The organism is Pseudoalteromonas sp. B160, assembly GCF_037162485.1.
In the GTDB taxonomy this organism is placed as follows: Bacteria; Pseudomonadota; Gammaproteobacteria; order Enterobacterales; family Alteromonadaceae; genus Pseudoalteromonas; species Pseudoalteromonas rhizosphaerae.
Genome location: NZ_JARLUX010000002.1, coordinates 425,433 through 448,008, shown reverse-complemented (window position 1 = coordinate 448,008; position 22,576 = coordinate 425,433). Strand labels below are relative to the sequence as shown.

Annotated in this window: 15 protein-coding genes and 1 pseudogene; 6 read left to right on the top strand and 10 right to left on the bottom strand. The window is 40.5% G+C overall.

Annotation, left to right across the window (positions count from 1 at the left end; all coding sequences use genetic code 11):
* Nucleotides 1-14 precede the first annotated feature (14 nt).
* Nucleotides 15-1,496: a putative bifunctional diguanylate cyclase/phosphodiesterase gene (locus tag P4S61_RS20530; protein WP_337119105.1), complete on the top strand. Its 1,482-nt coding sequence runs from the start codon at nucleotides 15-17 to the stop codon at nucleotides 1,494-1,496.
* Nucleotides 1,497-1,500: 4 nt separating this feature from the next.
* Here the strand turns inward: P4S61_RS20530 and P4S61_RS20525 are convergent, their stop codons facing one another.
* From P4S61_RS20525 to P4S61_RS20515, 3 genes are all read right to left on the bottom strand, one after another.
* Nucleotides 1,501-1,929 (bottom strand): response regulator, encoded by a 429-nt coding sequence (locus P4S61_RS20525; RefSeq protein WP_337119104.1) that lies wholly within the window; start codon nucleotides 1,927-1,929, stop codon nucleotides 1,501-1,503.
* A complete protein-coding gene (locus P4S61_RS20520; RefSeq protein ID WP_337119103.1) occupies nucleotides 1,878-4,277 on the bottom strand; it encodes a sensor histidine kinase in 2,400 nt (799 codons plus the stop codon). The genes P4S61_RS20525 and P4S61_RS20520 overlap by 52 nt, the downstream gene beginning before the upstream one ends.
* Nucleotides 4,278-4,353: 76 nt before the next feature.
* Nucleotides 4,354-5,241 (bottom strand): cation diffusion facilitator family transporter, encoded by an 888-nt coding sequence (locus P4S61_RS20515; RefSeq protein ID WP_145236287.1) that lies wholly within the window; start codon nucleotides 5,239-5,241, stop codon nucleotides 4,354-4,356.
* A gap of 217 nt (nucleotides 5,242-5,458) precedes the next feature.
* On the opposite strand from P4S61_RS20515, the gene P4S61_RS20510 reads away from it, so the two are divergent.
* The gene (locus P4S61_RS20510; protein ID WP_337119102.1) at nucleotides 5,459-6,901 is read left to right on the top strand and encodes a sensor domain-containing diguanylate cyclase; all 1,443 of its coding nucleotides are present in this window, start codon (nucleotides 5,459-5,461) and stop codon (nucleotides 6,899-6,901) included.
* A gap of 101 nt (nucleotides 6,902-7,002) precedes the next feature.
* Nucleotides 7,003-8,034 (top strand): IS110 family transposase, encoded by a 1,032-nt coding sequence (locus tag P4S61_RS20505; RefSeq protein WP_337119101.1) that lies wholly within the window; start codon nucleotides 7,003-7,005, stop codon nucleotides 8,032-8,034.
* An 816-nt stretch (nucleotides 8,035-8,850) separates the two neighbouring features.
* On the opposite strand, the gene P4S61_RS20500 is transcribed toward P4S61_RS20505, so the two are convergent.
* From P4S61_RS20500 to P4S61_RS20485, 4 genes and pseudogenes are all read right to left on the bottom strand, one after another.
* Entirely contained in the window at nucleotides 8,851-9,726 is an 876-nt protein-coding gene (locus P4S61_RS20500) for an SMP-30/gluconolactonase/LRE family protein (RefSeq protein WP_182730869.1), read from the bottom strand.
* A gap of 39 nt (nucleotides 9,727-9,765) precedes the next feature.
* Nucleotides 9,766-10,473, bottom strand: coding sequence for a sulfite exporter TauE/SafE family protein (locus P4S61_RS20495; protein WP_145234128.1), 708 nt, complete (start codon nucleotides 10,471-10,473; stop codon nucleotides 9,766-9,768).
* A gap of 99 nt (nucleotides 10,474-10,572) precedes the next feature.
* Nucleotides 10,573-11,258: pseudogene (locus tag P4S61_RS20490) on the bottom strand (SDR family NAD(P)-dependent oxidoreductase).
* 134 nt (nucleotides 11,259-11,392) lie between these two features.
* The gene (locus P4S61_RS20485; RefSeq protein ID WP_145234132.1) at nucleotides 11,393-12,124 is read right to left on the bottom strand and encodes a FadR/GntR family transcriptional regulator; all 732 of its coding nucleotides are present in this window, start codon (nucleotides 12,122-12,124) and stop codon (nucleotides 11,393-11,395) included.
* Between the two features lie 247 nt (nucleotides 12,125-12,371).
* Between P4S61_RS20485 and P4S61_RS20480 the strand changes: the two genes are divergently transcribed.
* Both P4S61_RS20480 and P4S61_RS20475 read left to right on the top strand, forming a co-directional pair.
* Nucleotides 12,372-14,000: a sodium:solute symporter gene (locus tag P4S61_RS20480; protein ID WP_145234135.1), complete on the top strand. Its 1,629-nt coding sequence runs from the start codon at nucleotides 12,372-12,374 to the stop codon at nucleotides 13,998-14,000.
* Between the two features lie 124 nt (nucleotides 14,001-14,124).
* Nucleotides 14,125-17,379, top strand: a complete 3,255-nt coding sequence (locus P4S61_RS20475) for a glycoside hydrolase family 88 protein (RefSeq protein ID WP_337119100.1) — start codon at nucleotides 14,125-14,127, stop codon at nucleotides 17,377-17,379.
* A 58-nt stretch (nucleotides 17,380-17,437) separates the two neighbouring features.
* On the opposite strand, the gene P4S61_RS20470 is transcribed toward P4S61_RS20475, so the two are convergent.
* On the bottom strand, nucleotides 17,438-18,466 hold the full coding sequence (locus tag P4S61_RS20470) for a glycoside hydrolase family 43 protein (protein WP_145234137.1): 1,029 nt from the start codon (nucleotides 18,464-18,466) through the stop codon (nucleotides 17,438-17,440).
* A 102-nt stretch (nucleotides 18,467-18,568) separates the two neighbouring features.
* Between P4S61_RS20470 and P4S61_RS20465 the strand changes: the two genes are divergently transcribed.
* Nucleotides 18,569-19,579 carry an arabinan endo-1,5-alpha-L-arabinosidase gene (locus P4S61_RS20465; protein WP_337119099.1) on the top strand — a complete coding sequence of 337 codons (1,011 nt, stop codon included), beginning with the start codon at nucleotides 18,569-18,571 and terminating at the stop codon, nucleotides 19,577-19,579.
* Nucleotides 19,580-19,675: 96 nt separating this feature from the next.
* On the opposite strand, the gene P4S61_RS20460 is transcribed toward P4S61_RS20465, so the two are convergent.
* On the bottom strand, nucleotides 19,676-20,110 hold the full coding sequence (locus P4S61_RS20460) for an FKBP-type peptidyl-prolyl cis-trans isomerase (protein WP_182757385.1): 435 nt from the start codon (nucleotides 20,108-20,110) through the stop codon (nucleotides 19,676-19,678).
* Nucleotides 20,111-20,120: 10 nt separating this feature from the next.
* Entirely contained in the window at nucleotides 20,121-22,571 is a 2,451-nt protein-coding gene (locus P4S61_RS20455; protein WP_337119098.1) for a glycoside hydrolase family 127 protein, read from the bottom strand.
* Nucleotides 22,572-22,576: the final 5 nt, after the last annotated feature.

Here is a 22,576-nt window from a genome sequence, read left to right as displayed (position 1 = left end):
ATATTCTAAAATCATTGCAGCCAAAGCAGAACTGGCGCGGTGACGCATATATAAAAACTAAGATAAATCCGTCGCACCCCATTCATATCAGTATTACCGCAGTGGCAAAAGACAGTAATGTGGTGAGCTATTATGTGGTAGTTATTTCTGATTTAACTGAGCAAAAACGTGCTGAAAATGAGCTTCGTTATCTGGCAAACTATGATCCATTAACTAAGCTGCCAAACAGAACATTAATGTATCAAAAGATATCGCATGCGATCAAAGATGCCGATACGCGCGCGAGCCTTGTTGCTTTGCTGTTTATAGATTTAGATAAATTCAAACCGGTGAATGACTCGTTTGGTCATGCGGTTGGCGATCAGCTATTATGTGATATTACCCATCGAATGAATAGCATGCTTGATAATAATGCCATTGTCGGGCGTCAAAGTGGTGACGAATTTTTGTTATTGATTAAAAACTTAGACTCACCACAAAGTTTAAGTAACTTAGTACGTAGCCTAACTGCAGAGCTTGCAAAACGGGTGGTGATCAACGATTTTGCAATTAATATCTCGGCCAGTATCGGTGTGGCACTCTACCCATTTGATGCCGATACCACCGATGAGCTTATTCGTAATGCCGATATAGCGATGATGCATGCAAAACAATCGGGCCGCAACGGCTTTAAGTTTTTCACTGAACAAATGAATAACCAAATCACCCAAAAGCTGCTGCTCGAAAATGCTTTAAAAGACGCCTACAAGGACGATTTGTTTTTTAATAATTACCAGCCAATTGTTAACAATAAAAGTAAAAAAATCAAAGGTGTAGAGCTCTTAATGCGTTGGCAGCATCAGGCTGAATTGATATCCCCAGCAGTGTTTATTCCTATTGCGGAAGAAACTGGTTTAATCGATGTACTCACCGAGCAAGCGCTGACCCGTGCACTTGAAGATCTCGCACCATTATTTAAAGCTAATCCGCGGTTTTACCTATCTTTAAACTTATCACCAGTGCATATTTTAAAGTCTAATTTAGCCGAACGCTTATTACTTATTCTAAATCAGCATCATATAAAACCTGTTCAGTTACGTTTAGAGATCACCGAAAACACCTTGCTTGATGACAAAAACAAAGCGGCTAAGCAGCTGCAAGCACTCAGAAGTGCTGGTTTTAAATTGTTATTGGATGATTTTGGCACCGGGTATTCTTCTTTAACGTATTTAAGTCAATTTCCAATTGATGTGATTAAAATTGATCAAAGCTTTGTGCGTAATATCGGGCGAGATAGCAATAATGAGTCAATTATCAGAACAATCCATACCTTAGCTGAAAACCTAAATCTGTATTGCATTGCAGAGGGTGTAGAAACAATTGAGCAAATACGCTTTTTAAACAGTATCGGCTGCGATGACCTTCAAGGCTATTACTTTGCAAAACCAACAACTGCCGAGATTCTCATTAGCGATGCGTATATCCAAGCACTGCAAGAGAAATTGCAAACTACATAGCTAGTTAACTCAATGTATCAGCCCACTTTTTAAGGCATTGAAAAAGTTGGCCGCGATCCACGGGTTTGGCTATAAAATCGTCCATACCCACTTCTAAACAACGTTTTTGGTCGTCTTCAAAAGCATTTGCGGTAATGGCAATAATAATCACAGGACCAAATTGAGCACTGTTGTTACGGATTTCAGCTGTGCACTGATAACCATCCATAATAGGCATTTGGCAATCCATTAAAATAATATCGGCCATGTTGTGTTGTAAGCACGCCAGTGCTTTTTCACCATCATTAGCAACCTCTAAGGTGCAATGAGTATCACTGAGCATTTTAGCAATAACGATTTGATTGATTTGGTTATCTTCTACCAGTAATACTTTCAATCCAGTTAAATCAGGGATGTTTTGCTGTATGTCAACTTCGTCACTGAGTTGCGCCACCTCAACAGGAATGGTGATAGTAAAGCAACTGCCTTTGCCAATTTCGCTGTGTAATTTAAGCTTGCCCCCATTAACTGAACTATTCGCTTACAAATAGCCAAGCCTAAACCAGTACCACCATATTGCCGCGTGGTTGAAATATCGGCTTGAGTAAACTCACTAAACAACGATGATTGCTGCTGCCCAGAAATACCAATACCGGTGTCTGTTACAGCCACAGACAAATGATTATCAGCATAATCAATGTTCATAGTTATACTGCCAGTTTTCGTGAATTTCCCTGCATTACTCAACAAATTATTGACAATTTGGCTTAACCTTAATGAATCTAACTGCACCACATCTGGTACTGACGGGGCAATATTTAATACAAATTCAACGCCTGGCTGTACGCCAGTATTTGTAAACACCTGCGCTAACTGGGTAAGCAGTTTTCGTACATTAACTATATGAATATCTAGTTTGACCGCCCCCGCCTCAATTTTAGAAAAATCTAAAATATCGTTTAAAATCAATAATAGATTTTTTGCGCTTTGCTGTATCATTTGCAACTGTTCACGGTATTCCAACTTCACGTCATCAGCATTAAGTAAAATATCAGTCAGCCCCATAATACCGTTCAACGGGGTGCGAATTTCATGACTCATATTCGCTAAAAATTGTGATTTAGCTTTACTGGCCTGATTTGCAGTTGCCACAGCTTTAACTAATTCATCTGTTTTTTCATTTACTTGATACTCTAACTCTACATTAAACTGTTTTAAATGCAGATTAAGTGCTGCATTTTCAGTATTTACTTGTTCTAGATCTTTAAAGTTGCTGGTCAATTTAAATGCTAAAGTTGCAAATTGCTGCTGTAAACTCAGTACTTCCAGCCACGCATTATTTTGAGTCTGTAAATCACTGATATCAGCTTTAGGATCAAAGGCATCGATTTGTTCGGTAAGCTCTTCTATTGGCCTTACCAACCAACGGCTCAACTGGGTGATAAAAATACTGATCAAAATAATCACCACAAAAGTCAGTAACAGTGATTGCCCCCACGCACTTGCCGCCACAAGATTAGCGTATTTACGTTTTAATAAGCTTGCCACATACCAGCCTTGATGCTGTGATAAATATATTTTTACGTAATATTGTTCACCATCAATGTCGGTGGTCATAATGGCTTGTTGATCACCTTTTAACTGGGTAAATTTATCTTCAGTGAGCTGAGTCAATACCGAATAATGATTAGGCAAGGTGCTAAATACCACTTGTTTTTTGGCATCAAGAATTATCAATTCACCATCATTATCAAATATGGTTGGCCTAAATTGCAAAAATGAGCCCAACACTAACGAGCCTTCAACAACTCCCCGAAAACGCCCGTTAATATGCACTGGTGCAGCAACACCAACAATAGGTTCATTACCAAATCCTCGGCCCCTAAAAACATTAGAAATATAGCCTGTTGGCGAGTCTTTACCTATTGTAAAGTAATCCCGATCGGCAACCGATAAATCGCTACCTTTTAAGCTTTCTTGTAAACTAAGTGGGTAAAATATCCGCGCAATTGCGTTTTCATCCGTAACCATTGATGTAAGAAAGTTAGGGTATAGTGCCATCAAATGACTCAGTGCTAACTGTTTATCAACCCCCTGCTCTATGGCTTTTGCAGTTAATACGATGCCACGGCGATAGTCATTTAAATACAGGTCGATTTTTTCGGCAATGTCTTCAGATTTTTCAGAAAGCTGCGCCTTCACTTCGTATTCGATACGCGCGTAATGATTGTTGGTAAGTACAATGGAGGTTAATAACACCACTAAAATGATGAGAATGCTTACAATGTAATTAAGAATTTTATACAACGAATTTGGTCGCTTTTGCCATACCTGCTGAATAAAGAAAAAGCTCAATAAATCAATAACACATAAAACAATAGCGGCATTTAAGAAGTACTTAACTAAGGCTGTTACTATAGCAAGTATGGGTAGCTCAATGATAAAATAACCAATTAGCCCCAGCAGTGGAATACCTATTAACAGCCAATAAATAATACCGCGGATAAACAGCAGCCGTGCGGCTTTAAAGCTAAAATGATACAGCCAAAGTACTTCGCCAACAAATACGATTGATGGCCAACAATGCCCCCAGCGATAAAAAATAAAAGCCGCACTGATAGCGCAAGCAATTAACGCGTAGCGTAAGCCAAATAGCAACAAACAAATTAAAACAAAAAGCTGACCAAATAAAAATTCAGAGCTGTCTAGAAACCAAAATGGCAGTAAATTAACAAAGCCGGCCAACACGCCCAAAAGTATGGTGCAGCTAAATGCAAAGTATCGATGCTGAGAAAACGGCAATGTTTGCTTCCGAATAAAATAGACTATATCTAAAAGTAAAAGAAAAAACGCATTTTGCCAAGTTAACTACTTGTATTTAATGCTGACAACCATGGCTTTCGATTTGTAAAACGCTATTACCAACATTAAATTGCTGGGCTAACAATTGCTCAACTTTAAGTCGACATGCTTCATCATGTTTTTCTTTAGTGCAATGTTGTTTAAGTACCACATGCGCCCCTACAACTAACTCCTTATCGCGGCGCATAACCGTAACATTATGTACATTTTCTACGTGCTCAACTTGCCCTATGGCACTTTCAATATCGGCCACATCAGGTAGTTTTGCTTTATTTAAACGCAGACCTTTAACACAACCAACAATTACTTTTACGCCTGTAAACAAAACAAATAACGCAATCAACATGCTTGATAAAATATCAATAACACTCCAACCCGTTAGATAAATAAGTATACCGGCGATAAACGTAGACACGGTTGAAATCAAATCAAAAAATGAATGTAAAAATACCGCATAAACATTAAAGCTGGCCTTTCTACCTTTATATAATACCCATGCTGCGGCACCGTGAAATAAAAATCCAGTGGCGGCAATAACCGACATTAAATAACTATTGACAACTGGCCCTTGTCCTTCATGGTGATGTACAAAGCGCTCGCCGCCTTCGTATAAAATCACCAGGCTGATCGCCAAATATAAACAGCCATTGATCAAACCACCGGTCAACTCTGCTTTTTGATAACCATCGTTGTAGTTTTTAGCTAAATGAATCGCTAAGCTCGATGCGATCAAAGCAATAAATAAAGAACTATTATGAACAAATAAATGCCCTGCATCGGCTAATACGGCAAGAGAGTTTGCATAATAGGCACCAATCACTTGGATAATCATAAATGAGCTAGTGATGGCTAATGCAATTAATAATCTACGTCGTGATGCTTGGTGAGTTGTAATGTCGGTCATGAAAGGCGGTTTTACCTGTGCTTTAGTGTGCTAAGAGTCATCATTCTAAAAAACGTTAAAAGAGTAATGATATACAGTATCAATTGTAGTACTTCCATCAGTCAAACGCACTAAAAACTTAATATCGAGTTAATTTATATATAAAACGGCTAATTAAAGTACCATTTTCTTAAAATTGAATGTAAGCTTAATTTGTTAATAGGAAGTTGGAAATCCAGTGAGACAGTATTCTGTAGACGAAATTTGGCAATCTTTACAAGCCTTACCACTTGCAATCGTATTGTTTGATCAACAAACAGACACGCTGCACGCCAATGCATTGAGCCAACAGTTACTAAATTTAATGCCGGCAATAAGTCCAGTAGAAAAAGCGTTTCAGCACTTATCTATTAAACAAACAGAAAACCACACGATTGTTGATTATCACACCTTTTTAACTCCCCAAAATAACACCGAACAAACCTATAATATCGCCACAAAACACACAATATCCTGTGTAACAGTCACCTACAGTCTAATTGGCCCACAATTAATGATGCTGGTGTTAAAATCACACTCATCGTGTTCTGTGCAAGCTGACTTTGACGAAGTAATAGCAAAAATATCAACGCAACTAATTGATATACAGATAGATAATCTAGACCAACAAATCGAAAGTGCTTTAAAAACCATAGGTACATTTTGTGATGCTGACCGCAGCTATTTATTTCAATTTAGCGAAGACGGCAAAGAAATGAGTAATACCCATGAATGGGTTAATACACAGATCAAGCCATTTAAAGAAAAGCTGCAAGGTATTCAGCAAGATTTACTACCGTACTTTTTTACTATGATGAACGAAAAGCACGTTTTTAAGGTACCGAATGTTAATTTACTCCCTCCAGCCGCTGCAACCGAAAAAGCTGAATTTGAATCCGAAGGGATCAAATCTGTTTTATGCATTGGGCTTCGCTCTGAGAACTCCTTGTTTGGTTTTATTGGCTGTGATTGCGTAACACATATACGCCACTGGACCGACACCGATCTTATGCGGATCAAACTGGTGGGTGAAATTATTGCCAATGCACTCAAAAACGTTCTGTATAAACAACGCTTAGAGCAAGCTCAACAACAATTACTATTGGTCAACCAAGAACTGCAATCACAAGCAAACCTCGACAGCCTAACAAATATCGCCAATCGTCGCTGTTTTGATCAAACATTACTTAATGAAATTCAACGTGCAACACGCTCAAATCAACCATTGAGTTTAGTCATTTGTGATATCGATTATTTTAAACTTTATAACGACAATCATGGCCACCAGCAAGGCGATGAAGCGCTCAAACAAGTTGCCCATGCACTACATAACTTATGTAAGCGACAAGGTGATTTAGCAGCCCGCTACGGCGGAGAAGAATTTGCAATTGTGTTACCCAGCATTGATAAAACCCACTGTTTAAAATTTGCCAAATTACTGCAACAGCAAATCAGTCAACTAAATATCCTGCACCCAAATTCAAACATCGCCGACCACCTCACCCTCAGCATCGGATGTTACAGCTGTACACCAGATAAATACACCACCGCAGATATGATGATCCTCGCCGCGGACAGCGCACTCTACGTAGCAAAAAAATCAGGCCGCAATCAAATTCAAATCTTTGATGAAGAGCATTAGAGCCATGTATTCGTAGCAGATGTATGGACTCCTCCCCATTAACGGGAGAGTACGGTATAAAGAAACTGCAGAGAATCTTTTACCAAATTAGGAGTCCATACATGGCACATTGTAATTTAGTTGCTATTGATTTAGCAAAAAATACTTTCCAAGCGGCGCAGTTTAAAGGCAACAAACTGATGTCCAATAAATCAGTTAACCGTCAAACGCTGCTTGAGTTATTAGTTCAAGCAAAACCGTCGGTTGTTGCTATGGAGGCATGCGCAAGCGCCCAGCATTTTGCGCGCACTGCGCAGTCCTTTGGTCATGATGTAATACTCCTTGACCCTTTGTTCGTGAAAGCATTTAGACAGGGGCAAAAAACAGATGCGAACGATGCAATCGCAATAGCCGTTGCCAGTCGAGCCCCGAATGTTCGTTCGTGTAAAATTCTTACCATTGAAGAGCAGGCTTTACAGTCACTTAGCAAAGTAAGAGCGTTAGCAGATAAACAAAAAATTCAGTTATCAAACCAAATACGCGGGCTACTCCTTGAGTTTGGTATTGTGATTAACCAAAGTGAGGCCGCATTTAAAGCAGCCATACCCGATATTTTAGAAGATGCAGAAAACACACTGCCGCTAGAACTAAAGCATGCTCTCGCGCTCAGCTATTCACTTTATAAACAGCAGTGTGACAATAAGGTAGAGCTGCAAAAACAAATAGAGCGTATTGCAAAACAAAATGATGGCTGTCAACGCTTAATGGCTCTCGAAGGAGTCGGCCCAATCACGGCTATCGAGCTCCTGTCTTTTTTAGGTAACACGACACAGTTTAACGATGGAAGAAGTGCTGCGGCGTGTGCAGGAGTGACACCATTACAGCATTCGACAGGTGGCAAAGCAAAGATAGGGCGCATACCCAAAAGACGAGGTGGTGCATTAAGACGAAACCTATTTTTAGGCGCTCGCTCAGTAGTGAGTAAATTAAAAAACAGAGAAGCCACGACAGAAAAAGAACGATGGATAAAAAACCTTCTAATAAGAAAAGGTGTCAAGTGCGCCGCTATTGCATTAGCAAACAAAACAATGCGAACAGCCTACGCCTTACTCAAAAATGGAACGAGTTATGAAGCAAGATTATTAACCGCGTAAAAATAAAAAGTCAGTAAACAAAAGAATTGAACAAGCCAAGATAGAGCATTAAGTGGTGAGACCCACCCTTGAGAGCCTGAAAAATCGCTAGTGTACGAAGATACCGTGTAGCAGATAAGGCACAAGGGCGCGAAAACATCAAAGTGGCCGAGGTAGCGCCTCATTAGAGCCCGTATATAAGCACGCAATCACATCATTTTAATGTAAAAAGGCTTGTGCAATAGGAGGAGTCCATATAAGCGAGTTTACCTCGCGACAAATCAAAGTGAAATTAATTTCAAATAAACCGCGCTGTTAACAATCCATCCATGGGGCTTGGTTACATCGGTCATTGCCTAAATGGATTTAGGTACTTAGATTTTTTCGGGAACAAAAATCTGCCATGAACTCACGTCCTCAGGCTGCACTCTTTACTAGATATGTCGTTTACTTTAGGCTTCCTGCCCTTCGCCATAAAGGTCTGCTTCGCAGTTCAAAAATATTCCCGATATTTTTGTCGGTCCATCGTCACCTAAGCTGTAAGCTGCCTGCGTTGCAGTGAACAATAGAATATCAGCAAAAAAATTTTAAACGGACAGTTAGATTAAATAAGGTAACTTATCTTATAAAACATGACATATTGTACCCACTGTTTGTATACCATATTTTTAAAGTTCAAAATAAAGGCTTAAGCAAGGTATCGTGTCTGGTTCATTCAAAGCTAAATCGTTGTAGTTATACTCCCCTGAACGGCTTGTTGTAGGTCAAAAATTAAACATGCTTTCGAGTGCGGCCTCTAATGACAAGTGCACACATCGTTTATTTGGATCTACTTAATTACAGTTGTGCTGGGCTTTCTGCGATCCCTTTGACGCTTGCCGTTAAAATAAATACGGCGCCGCTGTAGGGGTATTGTTTTAGTATCTCAGGTTCTAGGCCAGTACGGGCGGAGGTAACGGCGATGGTTGTTAGATCATCGCCAAAAAAAGTGAGGCTGGTGATCCTAGGTGCGGGAAGTCGATAAAAATGCACGATAGTGCCATTTTCACAAAAACGATAAAGGCCGTGGCCATTCCAAGACGCGACCCACAAGTGATTGTCGTTATCGACTGTCATGCCATCGGGAAAGCCCATTGTCTCGTCAAATTTTACAAATACTCGCTTATTGCTAAGCTCACCTTGCTCATTTAAATCAAATTGATAAATAGTGCGGGTGGATGATTCTGTTGAATATAAAATACGGCCGTTTTTACTTATTGCAGGGCCATTACTGATCACATAATTGCTATCAACAATGGTTGGCGTTTGTTGCTGACCAAAGCGATACAACGCCCCAGTATTGTGTTGTTCATGTTTATCCATAGTGCCGAAAAACACATGCCCGTTGCGGTCGGTTTTGGCATCATTTAAACGGTTATTTACTGCAAGAGTAGCCAGTGGATACAACTCACTAGGTTGGAACGTGTTGTTATCAAGGTAATAAATGCCGCGCTCAAAACCTGCGATTAAACGCTGTTCGGTGGTTTCCATTATCCAACAAATAGCCTGCTCCATCGGGTAACGGCACACTGTTTGTTGCTGGCAATCAAAACGGTAAAGTAGTTTGTCTAAAATATCGACCCAAAATAAACACTTTAGCGATGCGCTGTAATATGGCCCTTCGCCAAGTAAACATTGGCAAGGAATGATCATTTTAATCGAGTTAATCGCCATTATTTACCTTAAAACAGCATGTGAGTTTATTGCGCTATTTTAACGTTGAAAGAAAATCAGTGCCAGCCCTGAAAAAGTCGCCACAATAATAATTAAAATACGCGTGGCTTGTTCATTAATTGTATTATTTAACAAGTATGAAAGCCCCCAACCAATTAAAATGGCGGGTAAGCATTCAATAAATAACAGTAAGTCATTAGAGTCTGCGGTGCCCGTAAGCAGCAGCGCAGTGATCCCAAATAAATTAATAAACACGAAGAAAATACTTAAGTTAGCTTTGATTTTATCTTTATTTTGCGCTTGATAAAGTAGTCCCATCGGAGCGCCGCCTGCGGATGTGGTAGTACCAATAAAACCGGATGCTAGTGATGCCAGTACATTAGAGATAAAGGTAAGCTTAGGCGACCAACCTGTAAGTGATAACGCAACTGCAATTAGTAAACAACAACCGAGTAAAATACGATACTGATGGGGATCAACATGCAACATTACCGCTGCAGCAATTAACACTCCTACGGCGCCACCAAAAATTGAATAGCCGGTTTGCTTTAGATCTATTGCGCCACGGTGCTTTATGGCAAGAATTGAGGTGAGTAATAAAGCATTTAAAATCATTGGCCCTGGCACTAACTCTGGCATAAGCCAGTATAAAATAGGTGCGCACAATAAGCCAAGACCAAACCCAATCACGCATTGTAAGCATGCGCCTATTATTAATATAAAATAAACTAATACGATATCGGGCAACGCGTTTCTACCTTATTTAACTAGGTTTGACTAATTTACAGACAAGAATATCCTAATATTATAATATCATTGGCGTTAGGTAAATTTTTTTATTGAGTTTTAAGTCCAACCTGCATCAACAACAAGTGATTGTGCGGTCATCATTTTACTGTCGTCTGCGGCTAAAAATAATGCGGCATTGACAATATCATCCGCCTGTAATGTTTCATTTATACATTGATTATGTCTAACATTTTCAATCATATCTGGAGTTAACCAATGCGTTATTTGCCGTTCGGTCATCACCCAGCCAGGCACTAAGGTGTTAATACGAATATTATCTTTACCATAAGTCGCAGCTAATGAGCGGGTTAGTCCTTCAATTCCTGCTTTGGCGGTCGTATAAGCTGGCATGCCCGTTTGCTTAATACGCCAACTCACTGAGCCCATATTGATAATGCTACCACCACCAATTCGCTGCATTTGCGGAGCTACGGCTTGCGCCGAAAAAAGCATGGCCGTAAATTAACGGCTAACTTATCATCCCAATATTCAACACTCATGGTATCGGCAACGTGGCGAGTATCGTCAGCGGCATTGTTGATCAATACGCTGATCTCACCTTGTGTTTTACCCGTTGTTTCAATAGCGGCTTTTAATTGTTCAATGTCACGAAGGTCACAGTAAATATACTGCGGATCAAAGCGATACAGGCCAGCTAACTGGCTGCACAATTGCTCACCTTGCTGTTTGGCAATATCAATAAAAGTTACTTTTGCATGCTGCTGACAAAAGCGTTTTACCATGACTTCACCGATCCCCGTTGCACCGCCGGTAATAAAAACACTTTTACCAGCGAGACTTGGATAACTTGTTGTGTGTGATGTTGAGACTGGCATGATTTCCTTAAGTATTAAGATAATTCATTAACAAAACATGGTTACTTCGATTCGTTTTGTGACTCTTTTTCAGCTATTTCTTTTTCAATAAATGACATAGCTTCGTCAATCATGTACGTCATCATGTTTTTAGCGCGCTCAGGCTCACCATTTAAAATTGCTTGATACACTTTAAAGTGTTCATCCGCAATGGCTTTTTTATTACCTTTCGCGGGTGTTGTATGCTGAATACTAACGTTAAGAGCAGTACAAATAAAATCACGCAATTGAAAGAAAAAACGATTACCGCTGGCAAACAAAATTGCGGTATGAAAAGCTAAATCACTTTCATGGATTTCGCCATCGGAGGCATCAGCCGCCGCTTGCATTTTTTCAACTGCAATCGCAATCTCTGCAATTGCGCCTTTATCAGCACGTCTTGCTGCAAGTGCCGCTGCTTGCGGTTCAATAGCTAAGCGTACTTGTAAAAATTCTTTTAACACATATAAGGTCGGGCTACTATCGAGCAACCATTTTAATACGCTGGTGTCGTATAAATTCCATGTGTTTGCTGGTTCAACGCGGATGCCTTGGCGTGGGCGCGATGAAATAAGCCCTTTGGCAGCAAGCATTTTTACTGCTTCACGAATAGCAGTACGACTAATGCCATACTCTTCACATAATTTTGCTTCAGTAGGTAAACCCGTTTCAGCAGTGTAATGACCATTAATAATGGCTTTACCTAACTCATTGGTTACCTGTTGCGACAAATTTAAATTTTCAATGCGTGCCATAAACAGTTCCTTTAAAAATACTTATTCTATGATACTACTATAACCTTACCGCGTCATCAGGCAAATCTTTGACAATGCTACTGTAAATACTTTTTTCCGCTGTTTGAACTATGTAATTGCTGAAAACATAAAAATTTAAAGCATTACTAATTTTTAACAAATCTCTTTCATTCACCTCATTTGTATTATAATATTTTTATACTCACAAATAATCCGGATTGATCTCCGGGCTTAGATGGAATTAAAGATGATCGAATTAAGTACACTCGACTGGCTAGTGTTAGCGGGATTTTTTGTTTTGTTATTAGCCGTTGTCGTCGTCTCGATGAGACAAAAAGAAGAAGATACTACAGATTATTTTTTAGCTGGGCGTAATGCGAGTTGGTTAGTTATTGGTGCGTCAATTTTTGCCTCGAATATTGGCTCAGAACACCTCGTTGGTTTATCTGGTGCAGGTGCACAATCAGGCATGGCATTAGCCCACTGGGAAATGCAATCTTGGATTATTTTATTACTTGGTTGGGTGTTTGTGCCTTTTTACTGGAGCAGTAAAGTATATACCATGCCGGAGTTTTTAGAGCGTCGCTATAATTCAAAATCACGCACTTTTTTATCGGTTATTTCCTTGATCAGTTATGTACTGACTAAAGTAGCTGTGACTGTTTATGCTGGCGGCATCGCTTTTAAGACTATTTTAGGAATTGAAAGCATTTGGGGCATTGATTTCTTCTGGATCTCAGCCATTGCTTTAGTGGTGATCACCGGTATCTATACTGTACTCGGGGGTATGAAAGCCATCATGTGGACCTCTGTTTTACAAACGCCAGTACTTATTATTGGCTCTGTGGTGATCTTAGTTGTCGGTTTGGATAAAGTCGGCGGGTGGTCTGAAGTTGAACGCATAAACGATATGAACATGCATTTAATTCGCAGTGCCTCAGATACCGAGTTTCCGTGGCCGGGGATCGTATTTGGTTCATTTATCATTGGTTTTTGGTACTGGTGTACAGACCAATATATTGTACAACGGGTACTGTCGGCGAAAGGCATTAAAGAAGCTCGTCGCGGTACTATGTTTGCAGGTTACTTAAAGCTATTGCCTATTTTTATCTTTTTAGTACCGGGCATGATTGCCTATGCACTAAAAGTTAAAGGCATTATTAGTTATGACAGTGCGGACCAAGCGTTTCCTACATTGGTTGCCGAGTTACTCCCATCCGGCGTCAAAGGCATCGTAATTGGTGGCCTCGTTGCAGCATTAATGAGCTCGTTAGCGTCGTTATTTAACTCATCAGCGACGTTATTTACTATCGATTTCTATAAAAAATTCAAACCCGAATCGAGCGAAAAGCATCTGCTAAAAGTTGGCCGCTTAGCAACCGTTGCAATTGTTATTTTAGGCTTACTGTGGATCCCTATTATGAGCTTAATTGCTGATGTACTTTATGAGTATTTACAAAGCGTTCAATCGTTAATAGCTCCAGGTATTGCCGCCGTGTTCTTGCTAGGTATATGCAGTAAACGTTTTACTCCTGATGCTGGTTTTATCGGTTTAGTGTCTGGGTTTGTGTTAGGTATGATCAGATTAGTACTATTGCCTTTCAAAGATGCTATCAGCGGTACACCGCTTGCGTGGATCACCGACATGAATTGGCTTTACTACTGTATTTTACTGTTTGTAGTGGTGGTAGTGATAATGATTGTGGTGAGTTTTTTCACTAAACCCGCCAGTGAAGAGCAGCTTAAAGGCTTAACCTTCTCAAGTATCGGCAAAGATACTTTAAAAGAAGTGGCTGCCGGATTAGATAAGTGGGATTACATTCATACTGCGGGGATCATCGGTATCACTGCGTTTATTTACTACCGCTTCTGGTAAAACTTAATTAGTTGTTCCCACGTTTATAGGGAGTGTTATCACTCCCTTTTTTGCACACAGATAAAGACACTCATTAATCAGGCTATCTAGCTTCCTCTCGTGTTGTTAGCCTCAGTGCCAATTAATGAACAATCATAAAGAGGTGATGATGAACACTCTGCTTAAAATTGCATCTATAAGTTCTCTAGTATTACTCAGTAGCTGCTCCTCAATAATTCCCCAAAAAAGTGTAGAAGCACGCTTTGTTCCTGAGCGTATGGACGACTTTGCGTTTGAAAATGATAAGGTTGCCTTTCGCGTTTATGGGCCTGCTTTAACAGACTCTGCTGAAAACAACGGTACTGACTGCTGGCTTAAACGGGTTGATTACCCAATTATTAATAAATGGTATAAAGGAGAACGAGAAGGTATCTCTTATCATGAAGATCATGGTGAAGGTTACGACCCTTATCATGTTGGTAATTCATTAGGCTGTGGCTCAATGGCCCTATGGGATGAAAATGCCGATAAAAGCGACAGACTGATACAGCCCAATGTGTATACTGATTATTCAATAATAGAAAAAACCGCTGATAAAGTCGTTTTTGAGCTCACTTACCAGTATAACGATAAAGACATCACCGAGAAAAAACGCTACACACTTGAAAAAGGTAGCCAATTTTATAAAGTACACAGCCAATTTACGCACAATGGTCAACCCATTCAACTTAAAGTTGCTGTGGGTGTCACTACCCATGATGGTAAAGCACAAGCACATGTCAACTCTGAAGGTGATGCAATAACAACGTGGGAAACCATTGACGGTAGCCAAGTGGGTACATCTGTACTATTACCTAAATTTACCCACACTCACTATATTTTACAACAAAGTGATAAGAAAGATCGTTCGCATGCACTGCTTGTTGCGCAAACGAATAAAGCGGGTGAAATTACCTATTATGCTGGTTTTGCTTGGTCAAAAGCGGGTGACATAACAACCTTCAAACAATGGCAAGATTATGCGAGTAACTATTTAGCCAAAGATAAAAACAAACAAGTAACCGCAGAATCTGTAAAGTCATTAACGAAAAAAGTAGCAGACTGGCAAATTGCACATTTTGACGAAGAAGGTAAATACCGCGCGCTGCCACGCAAACCACCACAGTGGATGAATCGCGAGCAATATCATGATTTAGAGTGGCATCATGGTGCCCTTTACGCGGGTATGAACGAATGGCGTAAAATTGCTGATGATGATAAATATACAAACTTTTTAATGGAAATTGGTCAGCGAAATGACTGGAAACTTCACCAGCGCCCTTATCACGCCGATGATCAAACGGTAGGTCAATTTTATCTGTCTTTATACGAAGACTTCCACCAACCAGAAATGCTTGAACCAACACGTAAGCAATTTGATTGGATTTTGGCTCACCCAAAAACCGGCACACTTGATTGGCTTGCCGAAAATACTCATGCCCATGATCGTTGGGGCTGGTGTGATGCATTATTTATGGCACCGCCTGTATGGGCACGTTTAGCTAAAATTACCGGTGAAGAAAAATACTTAGACTTTATGGATCAAGAGTACCACGCCACGTATGACCTATTGTGGAGTGAGAAAGATCAGCTATTTTGGCGTGATTCTAGTTTCTTTGATAAACACGAAAAAAATGGCGAAGACGTTTTTTGGGCTCGTGGCAATGGCTGGGTATTTGGTGGATTAGCTTTGATGATACCTGACTTACCAGTTACTTGGGAAAAGCGCGATTTTTACATTAATTTGTATAAAAAAATGGCGGCACGTTTAATTGAAATCCAACTTGAAGATGGCACATGGTCAATGGGATTATTAGGTGGAACCGAAGGTTACCCAATAAAAGAAACCAGCGGTACGTCGTTTTATGCATATGGTATTGCATGGGGTATCAACCAAGGTTACTTAGATAAAGTCACTTACCGTCCAGCGTTAATGAAAGCATGGCAAGCGCTGCAAAATTCAGTCACCGCTGAAGGCATGCTCGCCTTCGTACAGCCTGTAGGCGCAGCTCCTGGAGATTCATTTCCAGATTACACTGAAGTGTATGGTGTTGGAGCATTTTTAGCAGCCGGTAGTGAAGTGTATAAACTACTTGAAGATGAAAAACCAAAAAAACACGTCGCTCACAATACAATTCAAACGTTAATGCATAATGCAGGGTGGTGTTGGTTTCAAGATCCCCGCGCCATTATCCAAAACGGTAAATTAATTATCGGTAGCGTTGCTGGCAATGGTGTGGGTGACGCTGCGGTAGGTGTCTACGACCTTGATAAAAAGCAACTACTCGGTCGTACCACATTAAAAACTGAATTTGACCATGATGATCATAACTCACCGGTTTTTTATGCGCGTCCTGATGGCAGTGTATTAACCGTTTACGCACGTCATAATAGTGAAAAAGCACATTACTACCGTATTTCAAATTCTGACAATTTTTTAAATTGGGGCGAAGAGAAAACGATACAAAGTCCTGCCAACGTAACCTACATGAACTTATATGACTTATCCGATGAAGGAACACTTTATAACCTTTATCGCGGTATTGATTGGAATCCAACGTATGTTACATCAAAAGACGATGGTGCTACCTGGAGCGATGAACATGTTCATCTCATTCAAAATGAAGTCCCAGGCGTACAAAGACCGTATGCACGCTATGCAGGGAATGGCAAAGACACCATAGGTTTGTCATTTACTGACGCTCATCCGCGTGATTTTGGTAACAGCATTTATTATTCTGAGTTTCGAGATGGTAATTTCTATAACGTGGATGGCACATTGATTAAAAACCTGAAAAAGGAAGGTCCGCTAAAACCCTCCGAAGCAGAGAAATTATTTCAAGGTGGCGGCGGAACCTTCCGCGGTGTTGATTTAAGTGTTGAAAAAAGCGCTTGGACCAGCTCAGTAGCATTTGATGATAAAGGCTATCCACACGTTGCTTATACTTATTATTTAAATAATCAAGATCAGCGCTATCGTATTGCATCTTGGGATGGCAAAAAATGGCATGACCGTGAAGTTGCGTTTGCAGGAAGCCGTTTATATGACCGTGAAGCCAGCTATACAGGCTTAATCACTGTGGATCCTAGCGACCCTTCTCACGTGGTTATTTCAAGTAATGTAAATCCTACGACAGGTGAGTCTTTATCAATGCCGCATCAAATATTTAGCGCACACATTGGGCTTGATGATGATACTAAAAGTATTCAGTGGCAGCAGTTAACACATGATAAGCACAATGAAAATTTACGCCCTATGATAGTCAACTCTGATCAACATAAAGTGATTATGTGGTTACAAGGGCAATATAATAGTTGGACAGACTATTATTTAGATGCTGTAGGGATTATTGTTGAGTAATCAGCCCTAATTCATTAAAAAGGAGCCACAGGCTCCTTTTTTATTATCAGCTCTATAATTAGTCCGGAAACTCTGGCGAAAGAATAGGAAATCCTTGGTCATCCCACTTTATTATACGCGCTCGCGCATGGCGATTTGGATCTGTTAACGGTGTTCCTTTAAGCTCTTTATAATCACGGCTGTGGTAAATTAATAAGTCTGTAACACCGTCCTCTGCTTTTACAAAACTATTGTGACCTGGACCAAAGCGCCCTACTTTTTCGTTACTTGCAAAAATTGGCTGTGGCTTTTTATGCCAGCTTGCGGGGTCGAGTAAATCAGCATCTGCATCGGCCCATAACAAGCCCATTGCATATCGATCATCGGTGGCACTGGCAGAATACGTAAGTAGCACTTTCCCCTCACGGATCATCACTGCAGCTCCTTCATTCACCTTATAGCCTTGTATTTCCCAATCAAGTGTTGGCTCTGAAATATTCACTATTGGCTCTTTTATCGATGTTGGTGAATCCATTTGTGCAATCCACAATGCGGAGTTATACGTTGCGGGTTGGTTTTGCTGTGCCCACACTAAATAACGCTTACCTTTATGGCTAAATGTTGTAGCGTCCAACGAAAAACTATCAAGGTGGGTTTTTAACTGACCCATTTCTTGCCACTGCCCGTTCATCGGGTTTTCACTGTCATTTTTGAGTACATACATGCGGATACTAAACGGCTTTTCTACATCACCCGCTGCAAAATGAATATACCAACTGCCATCAACTTTATGTAGCTCTGGTGCCCAAATATTGGTACTCATTGGGCCTTTTTCATTTTTATGCCAAATCACTTTTGGTTCAGCTAACTTCAAGTCATTAAGTCTACAAGCTTGACGTAATTCAATTTCGTCAAACTTAGGGGATGTACCAATAAAGGTATAACAACCGGTTTTTTCATCGCGGACCAACCAAGGATCAGCGCGTTGCAAAACAATCGGGTTATCAATTGGCATTAATGTTGGGCTATTATTTGCCTCTGCAACACTGTAAAAGCATGACATACTAAGTACGCTTATAATTGCAGTGGCAATCAGATTCTTGGCCATGGTATTTCCTATTTTTATAGTTTAATTTCCATTGTTAATATTGTATTACATATATTATAGTAGCTGATAAGTTTAATGATTAAAATAAAAAGGTAGGCAACTATGAAACACGCAAAAAAGTTCGCTCATACATGTAAACTGCTCGGTGCAAGCACATTACTTTGTTTAGCAAGTAATACCATGGCTAAACAAGTTGAAGTACACGACCCTGTAATGACCAAAGAAGGCGATACCTATTACGTCTTTAGCACGGGTATGGGGATCACGTATTACGAATCCAAAGACATGAAAAATTGGCAGCTTACCGGGCGCGCATTTAAAGACGAGCCGAGCTGGGCAAAACGAGTTGCCAGTGACTTTGGTGGCCACCTTTGGGCGCCGGATGTATACCAAAAAGATGGCAAGTTTTACCTTTATTATTCTGTGTCTGCGTTTGGTAAAAACACCTCGGCGATCGGTGTAACGGTTAACGAAACTCTAGATCCTAAATCACCAGATTATAAATGGATAGATCACGGTATAGTTATACAGTCTGTGCCTGAGCGTGATAACTGGAATGCCATAGATCCAGCGATTGTTGAAGATGACAATGGTACACCATGGATGAGCTTTGGTTCGTTTTGGGGCGGTCTTAAATTAGTGAAACTTGACGATGATATGGTACGTTTGGCACAACCACAAGAATGGCATAGCATTTCAGCACGCCCTAACACTGAACACGGACCTGTAGAAGCACCATATATCTTTAAAAAGAATGGCTATTACTACCTATTTGTGTCGTTTGATAAATGCTGCCAAGGTTTAGACAGCACTTACAATGTCCGTGTAGGGCGCAGTAAAAACGTAGAAGGCCCATACCTTGATAAAGAAGGCCGTGACTTAAATAATGGCGGTGGTTCGCTGGTGATCGAAGGTAATAAAGACTGGGTAGCGCTTGGTCATAATGCCGCTTATACCTTTGACGGTAAAGATTACTTAGTACTTCATGCTTACGAAACGGCTGATAACGGTTTACAAAAATTACGTATTCTACCGATGACTTGGGACGATAACTGGCCAGTAGTTGATAGCAAAGATCTAAACAAGCGCACCACTAAGCTGATTGAGAAGTAACACTTAAGAACAGCCACTAAAAACCTGCATTTTTTGCAGGTTTTTTGTTTTGATATATCGCATTCTCAATACAAAAATTACTGCTCTAGCTCACGATTACTCTTTAAAATCAATGAGTTTAATATCCATAAAAATAAGCTGCTCACTGCTTATCGCTAAAGATTCATTCAGTGCCACACTGTAAATATCGTAGGCAAGATGCGGTAAAATCAAAAGTTCATAACGGCTGCCTTTAGGCATCAGCATGAGTGCTTCTTGCAAACCTTCAATTGCTTCTGCTATCTCATACTCAGCCACTTGCTCGATTTGCCGCGTATCATAAAGCACATGCCCTGTTGCAGTCATCACGCGTTGCTGCACCTTAACAGTAGCATCCCATGAAGGTGGTTCGCCACTTCCCAGTTCAATAATTCGATACATTAAACCCGAGCCGGTTACATGCACACCAGGCTGTGTTATGTATTGCTCTGCGAGCGGGTAGCGCCGAACACTCACTTTAGAATGCACATCGTCATAATGCTGTAAACTCATACTCGTCCTACTAGTTATTATTGATTAAACGAATACCGTAAATACCACCAGCAACCGATCCTTTTATTGCACTAAAGCGCAGTGTTAATGAGCTAGCTTTTTTCATTTCATCAGTTAATGGATAATCAATACTGTAAAATTCTGCACCGGTTTGCTTAGCAGGTAAGCTAACTTTTGCCAGCACCTCACCATTAATTGTGATAGTAAACTTACGTCCAACATCTGCAGTAAAGTAACGGATACGCAGTGCAACTGCCTGCTGCTCTGAGTTAGTTAGCTTATATTCAAACCAACCTGTTGCATCACGCCAATGATGGCCGTTATTAACACCTGCACGGGTATTTTCACCTTTAAAGTCATGCTCAACTTCAGGCTGTTGCTCGCCCGGTGTAATTTGGTCAACGGTCAATAAACGTAATTGCTCTTTTGCTTGTTCAGCCGCTTTTGAATCTTTAACAAATTGAGTAAATTCGGCTTCACTTTGCTGCGGCCAGTAAACTTGATAGCGACTATCATGAAGCCTAAAGAACGGAATTAACTGAGTTGTTTGTGTGCTCCCTATCCCCTGCTGAGCAATGGCGACATTTTTATCTGTGGTAAATGCAAGTTCTGCGCTAGGGGCTCGCTTTAAATCAGCAATAAACTGCTCGGGTTCACTGAGCATGATAGGCAGTGCTTCGGGTGGACAGGTAGGCCCTGCTGCAATATGACCCATGCGACTGTCATCAGCAACAAAGTTTAAATGCTCATTTTTAAACGCTTGTACTTTGGTTGCCATTACCACAGGACCATACAATACCGCATAGTAATCTTGGTCATCAGGCAACTGCTCTGTGTACAGTTTTGGCGCTAAAGAAAAAGTTAATTTATCGCCATCATGCCAGTCATGTTTTATTGCGTAATACCCCTGCTCTGCAGTGGCATTTATTGCTTTGCCATTAAGCTTAAACTGCAATTCATCAGTAACCCAACTTGGTTTACGAATATGCAGCTGCGCTGATGAGTTATGTTTTTTATCTAATGTGTTAATCACTAAGGTTATATTATTAGCATCCGGAAAATGGCTTTGTTGAGTTACTTTTAAGTCCTGTTGCTGCCAATCAAGCGTACTTGGAATAAATAGATTTACCCATAAGTTATCGTCATTTTTACTGTAGATCAGCTCACCGTATTTACTATGATTTTCGATACCCGAACCGACGCAACACCACATTGAATCTTGTACCGATGAATACATACGATAGTGCCCAGGACGCATTGGCGTAAAGTACACAAGCCCACCGTGCTCAGGATGTTGCGACGATAAAATATGGTTATAGGTTGCGCGCTCGTAGTATTCTAAATAGCGAGTGTCCGCGGTTTTCAGAAACAGCAGCTTGCTGAGTTTAATCATGTTGTACGTGTTACAGGTTTCAGGGCCTTCAACGTCTTCAACCATCGCGGTAAAATCTTTTTTGTCGTGAAAATGCTCACGCACACTGTTACCACCAATGGCCACTGAGCGCTCTTTAGTCACTGTTTGCCAAAAATAATCTGCGCCTTGTTGCCACGCTTTATCATCAGTGGCCTCAGCGACCTTCAACATACCAATAATTTTTGGAATTTGGGTATTAGCATGTAAGCCAGTTAGCTTATCTTGTTTTTTTAACAGCGGATCGACAATGCTATTTTGAGTAAACTGTTGAGCTAATTTGAGATAACGCTTATCGCCACTGATCGTCGCCATATCGGCAAATACCGCATTTAAACCGCCATATTCTGAATACAGCATCTGTTGAATCTGCTGCTCGCTTAACTTAGAGGTTAAGTTTAAAAACCATTCGCCTAAATCAAACAGCATGGTTTTTGCTTGTTCACTGCCTGCAATCAAGTAAGCATCACGCAAGCCATGGAAAATTTTGTCTATGTTATAAAGCGGCACCCAACGATCATTTAAACTAAATAAATCGGCTTTAATATTGCCATCATGGATTTGTTGCCACATCGCTTGACCATTTGGTATGCCTCCTAAATAACCGTCATTAACCTGTTGTGCGCGTTGTAGCTCATTTAACATGTAATCTAAACGGCGCTTTAGTTCTTCATCGCCAGTTGCAGCCCACGCAAGGCTTAACGCCGATAAATAATGACCGCCAATGTGACCATCAAGCCCCGAGTCTTCCCAATTACCATAAGATGACGCTTTGGGCTCGATACCAGCTTCACGTAAGTAAGGGGCTAATAATTGATCTGGGTGCAATGCCAATAAATAACGAACGTTAGTTTGCTGGGCATGTAAAAATGGGCTTGCACTTAAGCTAACTTGCTCAAGTGCAAAAAGTTGTTGTGGTGTGCGCTGTGTATGATGCGTATTAACAGTTTTATCATCTGCATTAGGGTGTTCGCTGCAAGCCGATAACAACATTACCGCAAGTGAAAAACTAATAACGTGTGGTAATTTTTTTACTGCTAAAACAAACATACACA